General features: G+C 59.0%; 18 protein-coding genes and 1 pseudogene. 13 read left to right on the top strand and 6 right to left on the bottom strand.

What is annotated here, in order from left to right:
* Nucleotides 1–175 precede the first annotated feature (175 nt).
* Entirely contained in the window at nt 176–1,522 is a 1,347-nt protein-coding gene (locus ACIPLA_RS15750) for a carbohydrate porin (protein ID WP_218397890.1), read from the top strand.
* A 311-nt stretch (nt 1,523–1,833) separates the two neighbouring features.
* Nucleotides 1,834–2,688, top strand: coding sequence for a D-hexose-6-phosphate mutarotase (locus ACIPLA_RS15755; RefSeq protein WP_008009461.1), 855 nt, complete (start codon nt 1,834–1,836; stop codon nt 2,686–2,688).
* A 160-nt stretch (nt 2,689–2,848) separates the two neighbouring features.
* On the opposite strand, the gene ACIPLA_RS15760 is transcribed toward ACIPLA_RS15755, so the two are convergent.
* Complete coding sequence (locus tag ACIPLA_RS15760; RefSeq protein ID WP_177319492.1) at nt 2,849–3,709, bottom strand: MurR/RpiR family transcriptional regulator; 861 nt, start codon at nt 3,707–3,709, stop codon at nt 2,849–2,851.
* Between the two features lie 228 nt (nt 3,710–3,937).
* Between ACIPLA_RS15760 and zwf the strand changes: the two are divergent.
* The 4 genes and pseudogenes from zwf (at nt 3,938) to ACIPLA_RS15780 (ending at nt 7,823) form a co-directional block, all read left to right on the top strand.
* Nucleotides 3,938–5,407, top strand: a pseudogene (gene zwf / locus ACIPLA_RS15765) (glucose-6-phosphate dehydrogenase).
* Complete coding sequence (gene pgl, locus ACIPLA_RS15770) at nt 5,394–6,107, top strand: 6-phosphogluconolactonase (RefSeq protein WP_401174019.1); 714 nt, start codon at nt 5,394–5,396, stop codon at nt 6,105–6,107. Before zwf ends, pgl begins: the two are co-directional and overlap by 14 nt.
* Nucleotides 6,108–6,124: 17 nt before the next feature.
* Nucleotides 6,125–6,790, top strand: a complete 666-nt coding sequence (locus ACIPLA_RS15775; RefSeq protein ID WP_008072964.1) for a bifunctional 4-hydroxy-2-oxoglutarate aldolase/2-dehydro-3-deoxy-phosphogluconate aldolase — start codon at nt 6,125–6,127, stop codon at nt 6,788–6,790.
* Nucleotides 6,791–7,097: 307 nt separating this feature from the next.
* Nucleotides 7,098–7,823: an intradiol ring-cleavage dioxygenase gene (locus tag ACIPLA_RS15780; protein ID WP_123495450.1), complete on the top strand. Its 726-nt coding sequence runs from the start codon at nt 7,098–7,100 to the stop codon at nt 7,821–7,823.
* A gap of 2 nt (nt 7,824–7,825) precedes the next feature.
* Here the strand turns inward: ACIPLA_RS15780 and ACIPLA_RS15785 are convergent, their stop codons facing one another.
* Nucleotides 7,826–9,007, bottom strand: a complete 1,182-nt coding sequence (locus ACIPLA_RS15785) for an aminotransferase class V-fold PLP-dependent enzyme (protein ID WP_401174024.1) — start codon at nt 9,005–9,007, stop codon at nt 7,826–7,828.
* A 25-nt stretch (nt 9,008–9,032) separates the two neighbouring features.
* Nucleotides 9,033–9,269 (bottom strand): DUF3820 family protein, encoded by a 237-nt coding sequence (locus ACIPLA_RS15790; protein WP_007949456.1) that lies wholly within the window; start codon nt 9,267–9,269, stop codon nt 9,033–9,035.
* Nucleotides 9,270–9,473: 204 nt separating this feature from the next.
* Between ACIPLA_RS15790 and ACIPLA_RS15795 the strand changes: the two genes are divergently transcribed.
* The 4 genes from ACIPLA_RS15795 (at nt 9,474) to ACIPLA_RS15810 (ending at nt 13,155) form a co-directional block, all read left to right on the top strand.
* A complete protein-coding gene (locus ACIPLA_RS15795; RefSeq protein ID WP_192343894.1) occupies nt 9,474–9,941 on the top strand; it encodes a PA2169 family four-helix-bundle protein in 468 nt (155 codons plus the stop codon).
* A gap of 157 nt (nt 9,942–10,098) precedes the next feature.
* On the top strand, nt 10,099–12,087 hold the full coding sequence (locus ACIPLA_RS15800) for an FUSC family protein (protein ID WP_401174027.1): 1,989 nt from the start codon (nt 10,099–10,101) through the stop codon (nt 12,085–12,087).
* Nucleotides 12,074–12,280, top strand: coding sequence for a DUF1656 domain-containing protein (locus tag ACIPLA_RS15805; RefSeq protein WP_008069143.1), 207 nt, complete (start codon nt 12,074–12,076; stop codon nt 12,278–12,280). Before ACIPLA_RS15800 ends, ACIPLA_RS15805 begins: the two co-directional genes overlap by 14 nt.
* Nucleotides 12,281–12,291: 11 nt before the next feature.
* On the top strand, nt 12,292–13,155 hold the full coding sequence (locus tag ACIPLA_RS15810; RefSeq protein ID WP_008069141.1) for an HlyD family secretion protein: 864 nt from the start codon (nt 12,292–12,294) through the stop codon (nt 13,153–13,155).
* A gap of 200 nt (nt 13,156–13,355) precedes the next feature.
* Here the strand turns inward: ACIPLA_RS15810 and ACIPLA_RS15815 are convergent, their stop codons facing one another.
* Entirely contained in the window at nt 13,356–13,826 is a 471-nt protein-coding gene (locus ACIPLA_RS15815; RefSeq protein WP_071553717.1) for a MaoC family dehydratase, read from the bottom strand.
* Nucleotides 13,827–13,871: 45 nt separating this feature from the next.
* Nucleotides 13,872–14,816 carry an alpha/beta hydrolase gene (locus ACIPLA_RS15820; protein ID WP_218397884.1) on the bottom strand — a complete coding sequence of 315 codons (945 nt, stop codon included), beginning with the start codon at nt 14,814–14,816 and terminating at the stop codon, nt 13,872–13,874.
* A gap of 259 nt (nt 14,817–15,075) precedes the next feature.
* On the opposite strand from ACIPLA_RS15820, the gene fadD2 reads away from it, so the two are divergent.
* Nucleotides 15,076–16,764, top strand: coding sequence for a long-chain-fatty-acid--CoA ligase FadD2 (gene fadD2, locus ACIPLA_RS15825; protein WP_401174032.1), 1,689 nt, complete (start codon nt 15,076–15,078; stop codon nt 16,762–16,764).
* Nucleotides 16,765–17,134: 370 nt separating this feature from the next.
* Entirely contained in the window at nt 17,135–18,856 is a 1,722-nt protein-coding gene (fadD1, locus tag ACIPLA_RS15830; RefSeq protein ID WP_401174035.1) for a long-chain-fatty-acid--CoA ligase FadD1, read from the top strand.
* 171 nt (nt 18,857–19,027) lie between these two features.
* Here fadD1 and ACIPLA_RS15835 read toward each other — a convergent pair whose 3' ends face one another.
* Nucleotides 19,028–19,405, bottom strand: coding sequence for a hypothetical protein (locus tag ACIPLA_RS15835; RefSeq protein WP_192343899.1), 378 nt, complete (start codon nt 19,403–19,405; stop codon nt 19,028–19,030).
* Between the two features lie 191 nt (nt 19,406–19,596).
* On the opposite strand from ACIPLA_RS15835, the gene ACIPLA_RS15840 reads away from it, so the two are divergent.
* Nucleotides 19,597–19,788, top strand: a complete 192-nt coding sequence (locus ACIPLA_RS15840) for a CsbD family protein (RefSeq protein WP_192343900.1) — start codon at nt 19,597–19,599, stop codon at nt 19,786–19,788.
* Nucleotides 19,789–19,836 lie beyond the last annotated feature (48 nt).

The following is a 19,836-nucleotide window of genomic DNA, read 5'->3' on the forward strand; positions in this document are numbered from 1 at the left end:
CGGGCTTGCTCGCGAAAGCGGTCTGACATTCAACAGTGATGTCGACTGATACACCGCCTTCGCGAGCAAGCCCGCTCCCACAGGGGGATCTGCGGCGGGTGGGGACATCCGTCGCAATCGATGTAAACCGCGTTAGATAAAAACAGTTAATAACAATAAAGACGAGGATGTAGGGATGAAGAAGAAGAACAACGCTCAGCTTATCTGCCAATTGTCAGCTCTTGCGATGATGACTATGGCCGGTAGCGCACACGCGGCTGACGCGTTCAGTGCCGACTCGCAGTGGATGACCGGGGATTGGGGCGGCGAGCGGACCAGGCTGATCGAACAAGGTATCGACATCAAGGCCGACTACGTCGGTGAAGTGGGCGCCAACCTGCATGGCGGCTACAACGACGACAAGACGGCGCGTTACGCCGACCAGTTTGGCTTGGGCGTGGCGCTGGACCTGGAAAAACTGTGGGGCTGGGATAACACCCAGGCGAAGATCCAGCTCACCAACCGTAACGGTCAGAACATCTCCAATGACCGTGTCGGCGACCCGCGTGCCGGCACTTTGAGTTCCTCCCAGGAAGTCTACGGCCGTGGCCACATGGTCCGTCTGACCCAGTTGTGGATCAAGCACCAGTTTCTCGACGGTAAACTGGACGTCAAGGCCGGTTACTTCGGTGAAGGCGAAGACTTCAACACCTTCCCTTGCGAGTTCCAGAACCTGGCATTCTGCGGTTCACAAGCGGGTAACTGGGCGACCAACATCTGGTACAACTGGCCGGTCATGCAGGCAGCGGTTCGCGTGAAGTACAACATCACGCCCGAGTTCTATGCGCAGATCGGCGCGTACAACCAGAACCCGTCGCAACTTGAGCACGGTAACGGCTTCAAGCTCAGCGGCAGTGGTACCGAGGGCACGGTCTTGCCGGTTGAGTTGGTCTGGTCGCCGAAGGTCAACAACCTGCCGGGCGAATACCGTGTCGGTTACTACAAGAGCACTGCCAACGCCGATGACGTGCGTAAAGACGACAACGGCGACGATGCCGCGACCAGCGGCAACGCCTATCGCAGTCACGATAGCAAGCACGGCTACTGGTTTGTGGCGCAGCAACAACTCACCACCCACAACGGTGACGCTTCGCGCGGTCTGAACATCGCGGCCAACGCCACCTTCCACGACAAGGACACCAACTTCGTCGACAACTACCAGTCGCTGATGTTTGTGTACAAGGGGCCGTTCGATGCGCGTCCTAAAGACGACGTCGGAATCGGTTTCGCCCGTATCCATGTCAACGATGACGTGAAGAAAAACGCCGAGTTGGTCAACGCCGCCAATGGTGTCACCGACTACGAAGACCCGCTGTTTTCGCCGTTGCGTTCCACCGAGTACAACTACGAGATCAACTACGGCTTCCACGTTACCAACTGGCTGACCGTCCGTCCTAACCTGCAATACATCACTCACCCGGGCGGTGTGGATGAAGTCGACAACGCTCTGGTGGCTGGTCTGAAAATTCAGTCGGTGTTCTAACGCTGTTGCGATAAGCTCCTCTCTATGTGCGCATTTTTGCGGACGGCCATGGCTGTCCGCTTTTTTTTGGGGCTGATCCACCAGGCGGCTGGCGAAAGCATCGTGGCGAGGGAGCTTGCTCCCGCTCGGCTGCGAAGCAGTCGTAAACGCGGCGAATGCGGTTTGCCTGAAGCACCGCAGTGAATGGTTTTAGGGCAGCTTCGCAGCCCAGCGGGAGCAAGCTCCCTCGCCACAGAGACATTCACTGGCTACAAAAGCGCTGTTGTTTTCAGAGATGGTGAGTACACCCATGATTTTCAGGACCGCGGCACATGCTTGAGCATCCGCTACAACGCTTCTTCAAATCCTTGCGCGAACGTCCGGTGTTTGCGTGGGAGCGCTATCAGATGCGCGATGTGCTGGTGATCGACCATCCGCTGTGTCAGGCGGTGTTCAGTCGGCAGGGCGCGCAGTTACTGCACTTCCAGCCAAAGGGGCAGAAACCGTGGCTGTGGTGCGCGGCGAAGTGGCCGCATGTCGGTGCGATTCGCGGCGGTGTGCCGGTGTGCTGGCCGTGGTACGGCCGTCATCCGAGCGAAAACGCCTGGCCGTCCCATGGCTGGGCGCGTTTGCTCGACTGGAAACTGCTCGACAGCAGCAGTGATGACGATGGCGTGCACCTGCACTGGCAGTTACAGCTGTGCGACTGGCAAGTGGACTTGCACGCGCATCTGGGCGAACGCATGGATTTGCACCTGAGCACCGAGCATCAGGACGACATGCCGTGCCAGTTGAGCCAGGCGTTGCACGCCTATTGGCGTATTGGTGACGTGGGTGAGGTAGCGCTGTCTGGGCTCGATGGCGCGCAAGGTTACGACCAGTTGAGCCGCCAGGTTTGTCAGCAGGAAGGCGAGTTGCGGGTCGACGGCGGTTGTCAGCGAGTGTTCCAGCATGACGGCGAATTGCAGCTCAAGGATCACGCCTGGCAGCGGCAATTGTGCATCGACACCGGTGACCATGCAGACACGGTGGTCTGGCATCCGGGCTCGCGGCCGTTGCTGGGCGTGAGCTGGAACGAGATTTTAGAGTTTGTGTGTGTGGAAGCGGCCAGCGGCGGGACCGACAGCTTGAGCCTGGCACCGGGTGAGCGGGCGCATTTGAGTTTGCAGGCGCGGGTTGGGGCTTAGCTCAAGATCCATGGTGTTGCGGGTATCGCCTTCGCGAGCAAGCCCGCTCCCACAGTGGATCTGTTTTGAACACAAATGCTGTGTCCACTGAAAATCTACTGTGGGAGCGGGCTTGCTCGCGAAGGCGGCTTGTCAGGCGACAAAAAGAACTCAGATCGGACTAATTGAACTCATCCCCAATCGGATACCGACTGGCATTCAGGCTTTCCTTGATCTTGCGCAAATGCGGCTGGAAATCCACGCCCCGGCGCAGGGTCATGCCGGTGGCGAGCACATCGAGCACGGTCAGCTGAATGATCCGTGACGTCATCGGCATGTAGATGTCGGTGTCTTCCGGCAACGGGATGTTCAGGCTCAAGGTGCTGGCCTTGGCCAGCGGCGAACCCTCGGCCGTCAGGCCCAGCACCGAAGCACCGTTTTCCCGGGCGATGCGCGCCACTTCCACCAGTTCCCGGGTGCGGCCGGTGTAGGAAATGATCACGAACAACTCACCGGTGTGGGCCACCGAGGCAATCATGCGTTGCATCAGCACGTCGGCATGGGCGGTCACCGCCAGGTTGAAGCGGAAGAACTTGTGCTGGGCATCCAGCGCCACCGGGGCCGAGGCGCCGAGGCCGAAGAAGTGGATCTGCCGGGCCTGGATCAACAAGTCAACGGCACGGCTGATCAGGCTCGGGTCAAGCGCCTGTAACGCACTGTCCAAAGAGGCGATGGCGCTGCCGAAAATCTTTTTTGTATACGCTTCCGGATTGTCATCGGCTTCAACCGCCCGGCTGACATACGCCGCGCCACTGGCCAGGCTCTGGGCCAGCTGCAGTTTCAGTTCCGGGTAGCCGCTGACGCCGAACGAGCGGCAGAAACGGTTGACCGTCGGCTCGCTGACCTTCGAGGCCTGGGCGAGGGCGGCAATGCTGAACCGGGTGGCCTGCTCCGGGTTGAGCAGAATCACTTCGGCGACTTTGCGTTCAGCCTTGTTCAGGTCTTCAAGGCGATTCTGGATCTGTTCCAGTAAATTTCGCACGCGATCCATTTCATGTTCCTTAGGTCAGCAGCGCAAATAAGCGTTCGACTAATGCAAATTGGGCCTTTGATACAGCCCATAACGGTGGCCTATCCTACTGATGGCTCCGACTGACCACCACTCGGAATCTGTATTTTGCGAAAATGTTGTGGTTATTACTACATTTTCCCTTGAGTGATGCCTTGAAAAAAGGTATTTGTAGCTTAACTTGATAAAAGAACAAACATCATGCCTTCGATTACGGTTGAACCTTGCACCTTTGCCTTGTTCGGCGCTCTCGGCGATCTGGCCCTGCGCAAGCTGTTTCCTGCCCTTTATCAACTCGATGGCGCCGGCCTGCTTCATGAGGATACGCGCATTATCGCGCTGGCCCGTGAACCCGGCAGCGAGCAGCAGCATCTGGCATTCATCGCCACTGAACTGCGCCGCTACGTGGGCGCCAAAGAGCTGGATGAAGCGGTGGTCGAGCGCTTCCTGGCCCGTTTGAGCTACCTGCACGTCGACTTCCTCAAGGCTGACGATTACGTCGCCCTGGCCGAGCAGGCCGGCAGTGCCCAGCGGGTGATTGCCTACTTCGCCACCCCGGCGGCGGTGTATGGCGCTATTTGCGAGAACCTGTCGAAGGTCGGCCTGACCGAAAACACCCGCGTGGTGCTGGAAAAACCCATCGGTTCGGACCTGGAATCCTCGCGCAAGGTCAACGACGCCGTGGCGCAGTTCTTCCCGGAGAACCGCACCTTCGGCTTCGACCAGTAGCTGGGCAAATAGACCGTAGAAAACCTGATCGCCCTGCGTTTCGCCAACAGTCTGTTCGAAACCCAGTGGAACCAGAATTACATCTCCCACGTGGAAATCACCGTGGCCGAGAAGGTCGGGATCGAAGGCCGTTGGGGCTATTTCGACAAGGCCGGGCAGCTGCGGGACATGATCCAGAATCACCTGCTGCAATTGCTCTGCCTGATCGCCATGGACCCGCCGGCCGACCTGTCCGCCGACAGCATTCGCGATGAGAAAGTCAAAGTCCTCAAGGCACTGGCGCCGATCAGCCCGGAAGGCCTGACCACTCAAGTGGTGCGCGGCCAGTACATCGCCGGCCACAGCGAAGGCAAATCGGTACCCGGGTATCTGGAAGAGCCTAATTCCAACACCCAGAGCGACACCGAAACCTTCGTCGCCCTGCGTGCCGACATTCGTAACTGGCGCTGGGCCGGTGTGCCGTTTTACCTGCGGACCGGCAAGCGCATGCCGCAAAAGTTGTCGCAGATCGTCATCCACTTCAAGGAACCGTCGCACTACATCTTTGCCCCCGAGCAGCGCTTGCAGATCAGCAACAAACTGATCATCCGCCTGCAACCGGACGAAGGCATTTCCTTGCGCGTGATGACCAAAGAACAAGGCCTGGACAAGGGCATGCAGCTGCGCAGCGGTCCGTTGCAGCTGAATTTTTCCGACACCTATCGCAGCGCGCGGATTCCCGACGCCTACGAGCGGTTGTTACTGGAAGTGATGCGCGGCAATCAGAATTTGTTTGTCCGTAAAGATGAAATCGAAGCCGCGTGGAAGTGGTGTGACCAGTTGATCGCCGGGTGGAAAAAATCCGGCGATGCGCCCAAGCCGTACGCGGCAGGGTCGTGGGGGCCGATGAGCTCCATTGCACTGATTACGCGGGACGGGAGGTCGTGGTATGGCGATATCTGAATTGAAACTGCCTAAGGGCGTTAGCGCCCATGAGTTCAAGAGCCCGGTGCTGCTGGCCGAAGGCCTGGCATTGACGGTGGCCAGGCAACTGAGCGACGCCATTGCCGCACAAGGCGCCGCGACACTGGTGGTGTCTGGCGGGCGCAGCCCGGTGGCGTTTTTCCAGCACCTGGCCAAGCAGAAGCTGGACTGGTCGAAAGTGGTGGTCAGCCTGGCTGACGAGCGCTGGGTGCCGGTGGAACATGCCGACAGCAATGCCGGTCTGCTCAAGCGTTACCTGTTGCAAGGCCCGGCGGCCAAGGCTCAGTTCCTGAGCCTCTACAGTGCCACCGCCAACCTGGAACAGGCCGCCGAGCAGGCTGATCGCTTGCTCGCCGAATTGCCAGCGATTGACGTGCTGGTGCTGGGCATGGGCGACGACGGTCATACCGCGTCGCTGTTCCCCAACAGCCCGAACCTGGCCGATGCCTTGAAAGTCGACGGCACCCGTCGTTGCTGGCCGATGCTGGCGCCGACCGTGCCCCATCAACGCCTGACCATGAGTCGCGCGCTGCTGGCTTCGGCGAAGCACACCGTTCTATCGATTTCCGGTCAGTCCAAGCTGACCACCCTGAATGCCGCCCTGGCCGGTGACGATGTCGCCGCCATGCCGATTCGGGCGTTTCTGCAACCTACGTTAGAGATTTACTGGTGCCCATGAACCAAGGATCAGCCGCTATGACAAACACATCCCCGACCGTTTCCATGGCGGACAAAGTTGCCCTGATCGACAGCCTTTGCGCCAAGGCGCGGATTCTGCCGGTGATCACCATCGCCCGTGAACAGGACGTACTGCCGTTGGCCGACGCCCTGGCGGCCGGTGGCCTGACGGCGCTGGAAGTGACCCTGCGTTCGCAGTTCGGCCTCAAAGCGATCCAGATCCTGCGCGAGCAGCGTCCGGAACTGGTGACCGGTGCCGGCACCGTGCTTGATCGCAGCATGCTGGCTGCTGCCGAAGCGGCCGGTTCGCAATTCATCGTCACACCGGGCATCACCCGTGACTTGCTTGAAGCCAGTGTCGGCAGCCCGATCCCGCTGTTGCCGGGCATCAGCAATGCCTCCGGCATCATGGAAGGCTATAGCCTGGGTTATCGCCGCTTCAAGCTGTTCCCGGCGGAAGTCAGCGGCGGCGTCGCGGCCATCAAGGCCCTGGGCGGTCCGTTCGGCGAAGTAAAATTCTGCCCGACCGGCGGCGTCAGCCCGGCCAACATCAAGAGCTACATGGCGTTGAAAAACGTGATGTGCGTGGGCGGTAGCTGGATGCTTGACCCCGAGTGGATCAAGAACGGCGACTGGGCCCGCATCCAGGAGTGCACCGCCGAGGCGTTGGCCCTGCTGGACTGATTTACCGGATTTTTACCAAACACTTCGTTGTGTGTTCTACGGCTTTACGGTGCGCTTGGTCGGTGCACCGTTTTTTTTTTGCCTGAAATAAACCCCTTATGGCAGCTGCAACCCCTTTTTTTGCCAAAAAAACCTGTAGGAGCGAGGCTTGCCCGCGAAGGCGATCTTCCAGCCACATCAATATTGAATGTGCCGACGCCTTCGCGGGCAAGCCTCGCTCCTACAAGAAAAAAAGCGATACATAGTTACCGCATCTCGTCGCTCGTCCAGCGTTACCCTGCGTTCATCTTATGGAAGAGAGAACGTCATGGACGACAATACTGCAATTACATCCCCACCTCCGGCTTGCCAACTGTCACCCGAACAGATCGCCGGCCCGTATTTTCGAAACCCGAAACTGATCAGACGCAACATCAGCGAAGGCGTGGACGGCATCCCCTTGGTGCTGCGGCTGACGATCGTCGATGCGATGACCGGTCAACCGGTCACCGGGGCGGTGGTCGATATCTGGCATTGCAACGCGCGCGGGGCGTATTCGGGGTGGAGCAAGATCAACCCGGACAAGAAAGTCAGCGTCGGTGATATCGGGTCGATCCCGCGTACCGATGATGATACCTACCTGCGTGGTGGGCAATTCACGGACAAAAACGGCATCGTCCGGTTTACCACGATCTATCCGGGGTTTTATGCCGGCCGAGCGCTGCACATACATGTCGCGGTACGCATCACAGCCGGCAACAACTATCTCGAAGAACGCCATGTCGCCTGGGTTGGCCAACTCTACTTCCCGGACGTAGCGTCGAGATCGGTGCTTAGTGCCAGAGAATACGGCGGGCGCACGGTATCAGCGCTGACAAACGATGAAGATTTTCACTACAAACACCGAGGCGGCGAAGCCTCGACCTTGAATGTCCATGCCATCGGTCGAGACTCTAATGACGACGGCTTTTTCGGGCACATGACCATTGGCGTCGACACGTTTGCAGTGTCATCGCAAATCAAGCCCGAGGACTTCGACAAATACACCGTGTGACCTCAGCGCAATTCAGTCAGCGCCCGTGCCAACCGATCCATGTCGGCTGCGGTGGTGGTGAGGCCCGGCGTAATGCGGATGCACGGGCCACACGCCGCACCGCTGCGCGTCACGGTAAACAGGTTGTAGTCGTTGAGCAGGCGCTCGACCATCGCCTGCTGATCGGCATGCCGGGTAAAGCGCATCGAGGTGATGGCGCAATACAGGCGCGGGTCATCGGGGGTCATGATTTCGATCCCCGGTAACCCCCGAACGGCATCGACCCATCGGTTGCGCAGGTAATTGAGCCGCATGCCCTTGGCGACGGAACCGCCCATGGCGTGATGTTCTTCGAACACCAACGGCAGGGTCAGCAGGGCCGGAATATTGGGCGTGCTGTAGGGCGTGCGGGCGCGAATGTCGGTGACCGGGAAATGCATCTCGCCCATGTCCGGGTCAATATCGGCCAGGCGCTCGGGGGCGATGTAGATAAAGCCCAGAGTCAGCGGCGCACCGATCCATTTGTGCAAGTTGTAGCCAGCAAAAGCGATGCCCAGTTTCTCGAGATCGAACTCGATCTGTCCGAGGGCATGGGCGCCGTCGAGGATCACATCGATCCCGTGTTCCCTGGCGGCAGCGGCAATCGCCTGCACCGGCATGACCAGTCCGGTGCGATGGGTGACGTGGGTCAGCGCCATCAGCTTCAGTCGCGGATAACGCACGAAAGCTTCGCGGTAAGTGGTGAGTAAACTGTCGAAACTGGCGGGGTGGCGGTGTTCGATCTCGATCACTTCCACGCCTCGATAACGTGCCAGCCAACGCATTGCGCCCTTGACTGTGTCGTACTCCAGATCGCCTATCAGCACCTGATCGCCCGGTGCCAGGCGATTGTAGTTGCGGATCAGCGATTGCAGGCCATCCGAAGCGTTGCGGGTGAAGGCAACGGCTTCGGCGCAGGCGCCGATCAGCTCGGCCAGTTGCTCGCGAATCTTGACGCTTTCGCCCTGTTCGAAGCGCTGTCGCACATGCACCGAGTTGCCGCGGTTGATGAGTTCGATGTTGCGCTGATACTCCTCGACCACGGTGCGCGACATGCGCCCGAAATAACCGTTTTCCAGGTTCAAGGGGCCGGGTTCGACCGCGTAACGGTCGGCAAAGGTCTGCCAAAAGGCTTCATCGCGGGTACGGCGGGTGTTCTCGGGCATGAGCAACTCGGTGAGGTAGGGCGGGTCAGTGGCGAGGCGCGGGTTTGCCGTGTTTGGCGCGCAAGGGTTCGAGCAGTTCCGACAAGCCGTTGTGGTCGATTTCCTGCATCAAAGCCAGCAAACCGCCCAGTTCACCGTGGGGGAAACCTTCGCGAGCGAACCAGTTCAGGTACTGACCGGGCAGGTCAGCGATGATGCGGCCCTTGTATTTGCCGAAGGGCATTTCGCGGGTAATCAGCAGTTCGAGCTTTTCGGGATTCATCATCAGTCATCTTGATTCAAGGCAGTCTGGAAAATACAGGCATTCTGCATGCAGGCCAAATGACAGATCATGCAAAAAAAGCGGATACAGATTCCTCGTTAAAACCTAACAAATTGAAATATAAGTAAAAAGTTATCAATTCAAAGCTGGCATGCAGGCTGCAACTACTTATTGCATCTTTCATCAACCGCAAGGAATTGAAAAATGACCGACATTAATAAAGAAGCGATCTCTGTACTCAACGACCTGATTGAAACCAGTAAAGACGGTCAGGAAGGGTTCAAGACTTGCGCTGAAGACATCAAGCATCCAGAACTTAAAAACCTGTTCATACAGCGCTCCGCCGACTGCGCTGCTGCCGCTGCCGAGCTGCAGGCTGCCGTGCGTTCCCTGGGCGGTGATCCGGAAACCTCCACCAGTGTCAGCGGCGACCTTCACCGTCGCTGGGTCGACGTGAAGGCGATGTTTACCGGCAAGGATGAAGAGGCGGTGCTGAACGAAGCCGAACGCGGTGAAGACCACGCGCTGAAGGCTTACAAGGAAGCACTGGAAAAAATCAACAAAGACAACCTGGTGAGCATTCGTGACATCGTTGAACGCCAGTATCACGGCGTGCAACGCAACCACGATCAGGTGAAAGCCCTGCGTAACCAGGCTCGCGCACGCTCATAAGCGTTCGTTATCTGTCAAAAACGCCAGCCAGTCTGGCGTTTTTTTATGTTCGGGATTTAATACTGGACGGGATATAGATAGCTAGCTAATAATTTGTCATTCAAATCATCTCGCCTAACCGGGCTATCGTTAAACCGTCCTTTCAAGAGTGTCCTCCGTGCCTATCACTTTGCAGGCTTTGTTCGCGCCTGACCGCCGCGCCTTGCAGTTCGCGATCAAGACTTTGATCGGCGGCGGCCTGGCACTGTGGCTGGCGTTGCGCTGGGGGCTGGAGCAACCGTCGTGGGCGTTGATGACGGCATTTATCGTCGCCCAACCGTTGTCCGGGATGGTGGTGCACAAGGGGTTGGCACGGCTGTTGGGTACGCTGGTCGGGACGATCATGTCGGTGGTGTTCATGGGCCTGTTCGCTCAGACGCCCTGGCTGTTTTTGCTGGCGTTGGCGTTGTGGCTCGGGCTGTGTACGGCGAGTTCGACCTTGCTGCGCAGCGCCTGGTCCTATTCCTTCGTGTTGGCCGGTTACACGGTGGCGATCATCGCATTGCCGGCCATTACCCATCCGCTGACGGTGTTCGATCAAGCCGTGGCGCGCTGCACGGAAATCTGCCTGGGCATTCTCTGCGCCACCGCTGCCAGTGCGTTGCTCTGGCCATTGCGGGTCGAACGGCAACTGGCGGACCAGGCCCGGGCAGCCTGGCAAAGCGGCATGAATGCCGCGCGTGCGACGTTGGCCGGCGACGCTCAGGCGCGTAAAGGCTTGCTGGAAATACTCGGGAAAATCGTCGCGGTCGATGCCCAGCGCGAACATGCCTGGTTTGAAGGTAGCCTCGGTCGGCAACGAGCGCGGGCCATCAGCGGTTTGAGTCAGAAGCTGTTGATGCTGTTGCGCATCGCCCGTTCGGTGCGCCGTCAATGGAATCAATTGGAACTGCTCGAAGCCGAGCAACTGATGCCATGGATGACCGAGGTTCAAGAAGCGATTGGCGCTTGTGATACCGCCCAGTTGCAAGCCTTGCGCCCGAGATTGCTCGACGCCTCTCACGATGCACACATCAGTGCTGCGCAAAGTTACTGTCTGGCCCGTTTCACTTTGTTGCTCGATACCGCCATGGCGGCCTGTACCGCATTGAAAGCGGTGCAGGAGGGGCGTGAAACGGCCGACCCGCCGAGAACCCTTACGCCGCATCGCGACCTGTCATTGGCGCTGGTCTTTGGCGCGCGCAGTGCGCTGGCGTTTCTGGTGGTGTCGGGTTTCTGGCTGGCGACGGCATGGCCTGCGGCGTCGGGCGCTCTGGTGCTGACGTGTGTGGTGTGCAGTCTGTTTGCCAGCCGCGAGAATGGGGCGCAAATCGGCATGAGCTTTCTGCGCGGCATCCTGCTGGCGATTCCATCGGCGTTTATCGTCGGGCAGATTCTGCTGCCGCAATGGAGCGGGTTTGCGCTGCTGTGCATGGGCATGGGCGTGCCGCTGTTTCTCGGCGCGCTGGGCATGGCCAAACCGCAGATCGGCGCCACGGCCACGTCCTTCTGTCTGCACTTTATTGTGCTGGTTTCGCCGCTGAACACGATGAAGTTCGATGTCGCGAATTTCTTCAATAGCGCTCAGGCCATGCTGATCGGTGTCGGCGCTGCCGTATTGGCGTTTCGCTTGCTGATCATGCGTAACCCGACATGGCATGGCCGACGCTTGCTGGCGGCGACCCTCGCCGATCTGGTGCGCCTCACCCGACGCAATCTGCGCGGCGCCGAAAGCTGGTTCGGCGGGCGCATGGCCGACCGTTTGCTGCAACTGGCGCGGCATTATCCCGAGTTGCCGGAGCCGGCGCGCAGCCGCTGGGATGACGGCTTGCTCGGCCTGGACATCGGCGATGAGTTGCTGCATTTGCGCTTGAGCCTGGCGGCCGCACAGGTGCCGGTCAGTGCGCCCCAGCGGCGTTATCTCGAGCAACTGGAAAAAGTCCTCGGGCAAGGCCCGGCCGGCAGTCGCGCCGAGGCGCTGGCGCAACCCAGCGAAGCGTTATTGAAAACCTTGTACGCGTTGCCGCCCAGCGACGCGGTGAAACTCGCCCAGGGCGCTGTGCTGCAATTGCAAAGCAGCTGGCGTGCCTGGTGTCACCAACAGGAGCAAAGCCATGGGCTTGCGTGAGTGGTCGGTGGGCGGTGTGCTGCTCAGTCCGTTTCTGATTGATGTGTTGCTGGCGTTGCTGGTGACCGGAGCGTTGCGCATGGTCTTGCGCCTGACCCCGGTCGGCCGCTGGATCTGGCACGAAGCATTGTTTGATTGCGCCTTGTACGTCTGTGTATTGACTCTGATCACCGTCGTACTCGGGCCTTTATAAAGGAGTTGAATATGCGTACATCCGTACGTGTCGCGATAACCCTGAGCCTGACGGCGCTGGCGATTTTTGCCGGCTTCCATCTGTGGCAGTACTACATGTTGACGCCCTGGACTCGCGACGCGCGGATCCGCGCCGACGTCGTAGTCATCGCCCCCGACGTGTCTGGCTGGGTGCGAGAGCTCAAGGCTTTCGATAACCAACAGGTCAAGGCTGGCGATGTGTTGCTGAGTATCGACCGTGATCGTTTCGAAGCCGCGCTGGAGAAGGCGCAAGCGGTGGTGCAGACCCGTCAGCAGCAACTCGGTTTGCGTGAACACGAAGCCAGCCGCCGTGCCAGTCTCGGGCCGCAGGCGATCAGCGCCGAACTGCGCGAGAACGCGCAAATCAATGCCGGCATCGCCCGGGGCGAACTGCGCGAGGCTCAGGCTGAAGCCAAGGTCGCGCAACTCAACCTGACCCGCAGCGAGGTGCATGCGCCGCGCAGCGGTCACGTCACCAACCTGCGTCTGGCCCAGGGTAATTACGTGAATGCCGGGCAACCGGTGATGGCGTTGATCGACGATTCGACCTTTTATGTGCAGGCCTATTTCGAAGAAACCAAACTGCCGCGAATTCGCGTCGGCGATCCGGTCAAAGTCTGGCTCATGAGCGCCGGGGAGGCGTTGCAGGGGCACGTCGAAAGCATCAGTCGCGGGATTACCGACCGCAATACCACGCCCGATGGGCAGTTGCTGGCCGAGGTGGAACCGACGTTTAACTGGGTACGCCTGGCGCAGCGGATTCCGGTGCGGATCAAGCTCGACACGTTGCCTGAAGGGATCAGTTTGAGCGCGGGGATGACGGCGAGTGTGCAGGTGCAGGAGGGGCATCAATAATCGCAGCGCTGCGGTCCACTGTGGCGAGGGAGCTTGCTCCCGCTGGGGGGCGAAGCGCCCCCAAATCGGACGCCTCGACGCACCTGATCAGGCGCAGTGGCAGCTATTTTACGACTGCTTCGCAGCTGAACGGGAGCAAGCTCCCTCGCCACAAGAAGCCCCCGCAGAAAGCCCATCCGGGCCGCAGATGAGCGGTGAGGTCAGCCGATGCTGATCGCCGGCAACGTCGGCAACGTCACGGTCTGTTGCTTGCGCGGCGCCAGAATCTCTGCCTCGCCATCCACGACCAACTCATCGCGCTGGTTGAACACCCGAGTGGCGATACGTACACGAAACTTCGGCAGTTTCTCGAGAATTTCCAGGCGCACAGTCAGCGTGTCGCCAATTTTCACCGGCTTCTGAAAGCTCATCTGCTGACCGATATAAATAGTCCCCGGCCCAGGCAATTCGCAAGCCACCGCCGCGCTGATCAACGCGCCGCTGAACATGCCGTGGGCGATACGCTCCTTGAACATGCTGGCGGCGGCGAACTCGGCGTCCAGGTGCACCGGGTTGTGGTCGCCGGACATCGCGGCGAACAACTGAATGTCGCGCTCTTCGACGGTCTTGCTGTAGCTGGCGGTCTGGCCGACTTCAAGGGCTTCGTAAGGCGTGTTGGTAACCTGGGTCATCTGTCTCGATTCCTGTGACGAATTAAAAAAAAATCCACAAAAAAACTATTCGGTTCTGGGTGGCCGGCGAGCGCTCAAGTCCTGGGCGATCCAGTTCAGCACATCGGCAGTCACTTCATCGCGATTGATTTCATTGAACAGTTCATGCCGGGCCTGCGGGTAAATAGTCAGCTGCAGGTTCTGGCAGCCAGCGTCGCGCAGGGCGTGGGCCAGATCTTTCAGACGTTTGCCTTCGCTCACCGGATCACATTCGCCGCCGATCACCAGCAGCGGCAGGCCCGGATCGATCTGGGCGAGATTGGACGCTTTGCTGATTTGCTGCAAGCCGCCGAGCAAATCGATCCACAGTTGATTGGTGCAGCGAAAGCCGCAGAGTGGGTCATTGGCGTATTTGTCGACTTCAGTCGGGTCGCGGCTCAGCCAGTCGAACGGCGTGCGCGCCGGTTTGAATTTCTTGTTGAATGAGCCGAACGACAGCCATTCGATCAGCGCACTGAGCCCCTTGGGCCCTTGGCGCAGGCGTTCGAGGCGAGCAATCTGTCGCGCTGCGCGATAGAGCGTTACGGGCTGGAAGTTCGAGCCGCTGAGAATCGCCCCGTGCAGGCTGGCGCTGTGGTGCAGCAAATAGGCCTGGGCGATGTAGCTGCCCATGCTGTGGCCGAGCAACACGATCGGCACGCCGGGATGCTGTTGGCCGATATGTTGGTTAAGGCTGGCCAGGTCGCCGACCACTTTGCACCAGCCATCATCATCGGCGAAATGGCCCAAGGTGCCGTTTTCGGCAGTTTTGCCATGTCCACGCAGGTCGGGCGCATAAACGCCGTAATCCTGATCACAGCATGCTTGCGCCAGACGGGCGTAACGGCCGCTGTGTTCCGCCATGCCGTGGGCCAGCAGGATCACCGCCTTGAGCGGCGCGGCCGGCAGCCACTGGTTGACGAAGAGGCGGCTGCGGTCACTCGCGGTCAGCCAGAAAGTGTCGTGGATCATGGCGATTCCTTTGCGTTGGGCTGCATGAGGCTGTCGGGTGGAAAACAGCCTCGATGCATTGTATAGCGCATCCTGTCGCCTACCGTCTGATCAGGCCTCGGCTGGGCAGCAAGATTCACGCGATCAATGACGACCGTGCGCATATTTGCCTGATTCGTTATAGCTGCTAGTGTCCGGGAAGCACCGCTTTTTCGCTTTCTGTTTTTGAGAAAGGACGCAAAGCGGCCCCGGATAGGCTCAGGTAAAGAGGACAAGAACAATGCAACCTGATTTCTGGAATGACAAGCGCCCGGCCGGCGTGCCCCTGGATATTGATCTTGGAGCCTATAAGTCGGTGATCGAGGTGTTCGAGCGTTCCTGCAAGAAATTTGCCGACCGCCCGGCGTTCAGCAACATGGGCGTGACCCTGACCTACGCTGAACTGGAACGCTACAGCGCCGCGTTTGCCGGGTACCTGCAAGCCCACACCGACCTGGTGCCGGGGGATCGCATCGCGGTGCAGATGCCCAACATCCTGCATTACCCGATTGCCGTGTTCGGCGCCTTGCGCGCCGGGCTGATCGTGGTCAATACCAACCCGTTGTACACCGCGCGGGAGATGCGTCATCAGTTCAAGGACTCCGGTGCCCGGGCGCTGGTTTACCTGAACGTGTTCGGACAGAAGGTCCAGGAAGTGCTGCCCGACACCGACATTCAGTACCTGATCGAAGCGAAGATGGGCGACTTGATGCCCACCGCCAAGGGTTGGCTGGTCAATACCCTGGTGAGCAAAGTCAAGAAAATGGTCCCGAACTATTCCTTGCCGCAGGCCATTTCCTTCAAGAGCGCGCTGCGTCTGGGCCGGGGCTTGGGCATCAAACCGCTGAAGGTCGGCCTCGACGACATCGCCGTGCTGCAATACACCGGCGGCACCACCGGGCTGGCCAAGGGCGCCATGCTGAGCCACGGCAACCTGGTGGCGAACATGCAGCAGGCGCGGGCGTGTCTGGGGCAATTCGGCGCCGACGGTCAGCCGCTGCTGCGCGAAGGGCAGGAAGTGATGATTGCGCCGCTGCCGCTGTACCATATCTATGCCTTCACGGCGAACTGCATGTGCATGATGGTGACCGGCAACCACAACGTGCTGATCACCAATCCACGGGACATTGGTAACTTCATCAAGGAACTGAAGAACTGGCGGTTTTCGGCGCTGCTGGGGCTCAACACGCTGTTCGTCGCGCTGATGGACCACCCCGACTTCAAGACCCTGGATTTCTCCAGCCTCAAGCTCACCAACTCCGGCGGCACCGCGCTGGTCAAGGCCACGGCCGAGCGCTGGGAGCAGCTCACCGGTTGCCGCATCACCGAAGGTTACGGCCTGACCGAAACCTCGCCGGTGGCCTGCACCAACCCTTATGGCGACAAGTCGCGCATCGGCACGGTCGGCCTGCCGGTGCCAGGCACAACCCTGAAAGTGATCAACGATGAAGGCGTCGAGCAATCGCTGGGCGAGCGTGGCGAACTGTGCATCAAGGGCCCGCAGATCATGAAGGGTTACTGGCAGAAACCCGAAGCCACCGCCGAAGTGCTGGACGCCGACGGCTGGTTCAAGTCCGGCGACATTGCGGTGATCGACCCGGACGGTTTCGTGCGCATCGTCGATCGCAAGAAAGACATGATCATCGTCTCGGGCTTCAACGTGTACCCGAACGAGATCGAAGACGTGGTGATGGCTCACCCGAAAGTCGCCAACTGTGCGGTGATCGGCGTGCCGGACGAGCGTTCGGGGGAGGCGGTGAAGTTGTTTGTGGTGGCCCGTGAATCAGGTGTCAGCCTTGAAGAGCTGAAGGCCTACTGCAAGGAAAACTTCACGGCGTACAAAGTCCCCAAGCACATCGTCTTGCGAGAGTCGTTGCCGATGACGCCGGTGGGCAAGATTCTGCGGCGGGAGTTGCGAGAGATCGCCTGATCGTTGAATGGAGCGCTTCGCGCGTTCGCGGGCAAGCCTCGCTCCTACAGGTTCAATGGTCTGAACGACACGAACCCTGTAGGAGCGAGGCTTGCCCGCGAAGCTTTTAAGGGGCTGAAGCCCCTATTTCAAAGGCTTTCAAGGTGCTATAGAATTTTTGCTCTAAAAGTGACTATTGATTAGTCAAGAGTCAGAAATGTGACTATGGAGGCCGTTTTTGGCTCTAGTCGGCCCTTGGCAAAGCTGCTACTCTCGGCGCGCTTTGTGACTTCTCGGCCTTGTTAAAAGCCAGACTCACCAATAATCAAACACCAATAATAATCGCATCAAATGCGGTATTTGAATTCGCGTTGCTGAGGAGTGGGCTTCCATGATCGAAGACTTTTGGAAGGATAAGTACCCAGCTGGAATTGCTGCCGAGATCAATCCAGACGAGTATCCGAATATTCAGGCAGTGTTGAAGCAATCCTGCCAACGCTTCGCTGACAAACCGGCATTCAGCAATCTGGGCAAGACAATCACCTACGGTGAGCTGTACGAATTGTCCGGTGCCTTTGCCGCTTACCTGCAACAGCATACCGATTTGCAACCAGGCGATCGAATCGCCGTGCAACTCCCCAACGTGCTCCAGTACCCGGTCGCCGTTTTCGGTGCCATCCGTGCCGGGCTGATCGTGGTTAATACCAACCCGTTGTACACCGCGCGGGAAATGGAACACCAATTCAACGATTCCGGTGCCAAAGCCCTGGTCTGCCTGGCCAACATGGCGCATCTGGCCCAGACCGTCGTGCCGAAAACCGGCGTCAAGCATGTGATCGTCACTGAAGTGGCCGACCTGCTGCCGCCGCTCAAGCGTCTGCTGGTCAACAGCGTCATCAAGTACGTGAAGAAGATGGTTCCGGCGTATCACTTGCCCAAGGCCATCAAATTCAATGACGTGCTGCGCAAGGGCCATGGCCAGCCAGTGGCGGAAGCCAACCCGGCCAGCAGCGACGTTGCCGTGCTGCAATACACCGGTGGCACTACCGGCGTGGCCAAGGGTGCGATGCTGACCCATCGCAATCTGGTGGCGAACATGCTGCAGTGCAAAGCGCTGATGGGTTCCAACCTCAATGAAGGTTGCGAGATCCTGATCACCCCGCTGCCGCTGTACCACATCTATGCGTTCACCTTTCATTGCATGGCGATGATGCTGATCGGCACGCGCTGCGTCCTGATCGGCAACCACAACATCCTGATCAGCAACCCGCGCGACCTGACGGCGATGGTCAAGGAACTGTCGAAGTGGAAGTTCAGCGGCTTCGTCGGCCTGAACACGCTGTTCGTCGCGCTGTGCAACAACGAAGCGTTCCGCAAGCTGGATTTCTCCAGCCTGAAAATCACCCTGTCCGGCGGCATGGCCTTGCAACTGGCCGCGGCCGAACGCTGGAAAGAGGTTACCGGTTGCCCGATCTGCGAAGGTTATGGCATGACCGAAACCAGCCCGGTGGCCACGGTGAACCCGAGCCAGAACATCCAGATCGGCACCATCGGTATTCCGGTGCCATCGACGCTGTGCAAAGTCATCGACGATGCCGGTGTTGAACAGCCGTTGGGCGCCATCGGTGAACTGTGTGTGAAAGGTCCGCAAGTCATGAAGGGCTACTGGCAGCGTCAGGACGCCACCGATGAAATACTCGACAGCGAAGGCTGGTTGAAGACCGGTGACATCGCGCTGATCCAGCCCGATGGTTACATGCGCATTGTCGATCGCAAGAAAGACATGATCCTGGTGTCTGGTTTCAACGTGTATCCCAATGAGCTTGAAGACGTGCTGGCGACTCTGCCGGGCGTGCTGCAATGCGCGGCCATTGGTGTGCCGGACGAGAAGTCGGGCGAGGCGATCAAGATCTTTATCGTCGCCAAACCGGGTGTGACCCTGACCAAGGACCAGGTGATGGAGCACATGCGCGCCAACGTCACCGGCTACAAAGTGCCGAAAGCCGTGGAATTCCGTGATGCGCTGCCGACCACCAACGTCGGCAAGATCCTGCGCCGCGAGCTGCGCGACGAAGAGCTGAAGAAGCTGGGCGTGAAGAAAGTCAGCGCCTAGTCAGACAAAAGCCCCGCAGATGCGGGGCTTCTTGTTCTGGCCGGGACATTTTCAGCGCCTGTCAGGCCGCCTTCGCGAGCAAGCCCGCTCCCACATTTGATCGCATTCCTTCTGAAGGAACTCGGTTAAATGTGGGAGCGGGCTTGCTCGCGAAGCTTTTAGCTTTTGCTGTTACTGGCGGAACTGCGCGAAATCAACGTTGGTACCGGCCGGGCGCATGTCCTGCAGGTAGGAGTCCTTGTCGGCGCTCAGTTCCAGGCTCAGGGCTGCCTTGCGCTTGCCTTGGTTGCGCACCACCAGGCCTTCGAGTTTCTCGCGCAGGAACACCGTCGGCACTTTAAGGTGCAGCAGTTCGTCGGTATCCGGGGTGTGCATCAGCAAGTGAATCCATTCGTACTGACCAACGGCCAGGCGCGCGACCGGAATATCGAACCAGAAGATATTGCGGTTGCGGTTCAATTCGGTGAAATGGCAGTTGTTGACGCCAAGCACAGCACCGCCGAGTTCCTGGTTTCTGCGGGCAATGGCCTGCTTTTTATCGAGTTTCATAACGTTCCTACGGGATTGGATCTTCAGCGCCATGGCCTGAATACGTTGCGCATTCTCGGGGCAAAGGCTGCAAACATAAAGCCCAACCTGCGAAATGTCCGGTTAATAAATAAATGAAACTCCGGGCAAAGGCCCCCGGTCAATCCTTGTGTAACTACTTTCCCCATTGAAATGTTCGCAGGAGAAATACCATGGGCAGCACTGGCGATAAAGTTAAAGGCATGGCAAACGAAGCGGCCGGCAACGTCAAGCAAGGCGTCGGCAAGGCCACCGGCAACGAAAAACTGCGCTCCGAAGGCGTGGCGCAGGAGAGGAAAGGCGAAACCCAGCAAGCGATCGGCAAAGCCAAGGATGCTCTCAAAAAAGGCATCGATAAGGCGTAATCCGGCATTTGACGAGTAACAGAAACGGCCATCCGAAGATGGCCGTTT

The organism is Pseudomonas sp. NPDC086112, from assembly GCF_044746425.1.
Taxonomy (GTDB): Bacteria; Pseudomonadota; Gammaproteobacteria; order Pseudomonadales; family Pseudomonadaceae; genus Aquipseudomonas.

Coding starts and splice junctions, on each gene's coding strand:
- ACIPLA_RS15750 (WP_218397890.1), top strand. CDS start 176: ATGAAGAAGAAGAACAACGCTCAGCTTATCTGCCAATTGTCAGCTCTT.
- ACIPLA_RS15755 (WP_008009461.1), top strand. CDS start 1,834: ATGCTTGAGCATCCGCTACAACGCTTCTTCAAATCCTTGCGCGAACGT.
- pgl (WP_401174019.1), top strand. CDS start 5,394: ATGGCGATATCTGAATTGAAACTGCCTAAGGGCGTTAGCGCCCATGAG.
- ACIPLA_RS15775 (WP_008072964.1), top strand. CDS start 6,125: ATGACAAACACATCCCCGACCGTTTCCATGGCGGACAAAGTTGCCCTG.
- ACIPLA_RS15780 (WP_123495450.1), top strand. CDS start 7,098: ATGGACGACAATACTGCAATTACATCCCCACCTCCGGCTTGCCAACTG.
- ACIPLA_RS15785 (WP_401174024.1), bottom strand. CDS start 9,007: ATGCCCGAGAACACCCGCCGTACCCGCGATGAAGCCTTTTGGCAGACC.
- ACIPLA_RS15790 (WP_007949456.1), bottom strand. CDS start 9,269: ATGAATCCCGAAAAGCTCGAACTGCTGATTACCCGCGAAATGCCCTTC.
- ACIPLA_RS15795 (WP_192343894.1), top strand. CDS start 9,474: ATGACCGACATTAATAAAGAAGCGATCTCTGTACTCAACGACCTGATT.
- ACIPLA_RS15805 (WP_008069143.1), top strand. CDS start 12,074: ATGGGCTTGCGTGAGTGGTCGGTGGGCGGTGTGCTGCTCAGTCCGTTT.
- ACIPLA_RS15810 (WP_008069141.1), top strand. CDS start 12,292: ATGCGTACATCCGTACGTGTCGCGATAACCCTGAGCCTGACGGCGCTG.
- ACIPLA_RS15815 (WP_071553717.1), bottom strand. CDS start 13,826: ATGACCCAGGTTACCAACACGCCTTACGAAGCCCTTGAAGTCGGCCAG.
- ACIPLA_RS15820 (WP_218397884.1), bottom strand. CDS start 14,816: ATGATCCACGACACTTTCTGGCTGACCGCGAGTGACCGCAGCCGCCTC.
- fadD2 (WP_401174032.1), top strand. CDS start 15,076: ATGCAACCTGATTTCTGGAATGACAAGCGCCCGGCCGGCGTGCCCCTG.
- fadD1 (WP_401174035.1), top strand. CDS start 17,135: ATGATCGAAGACTTTTGGAAGGATAAGTACCCAGCTGGAATTGCTGCC.
- ACIPLA_RS15835 (WP_192343899.1), bottom strand. CDS start 19,405: ATGAAACTCGATAAAAAGCAGGCCATTGCCCGCAGAAACCAGGAACTC.
- ACIPLA_RS15840 (WP_192343900.1), top strand. CDS start 19,597: ATGGGCAGCACTGGCGATAAAGTTAAAGGCATGGCAAACGAAGCGGCC.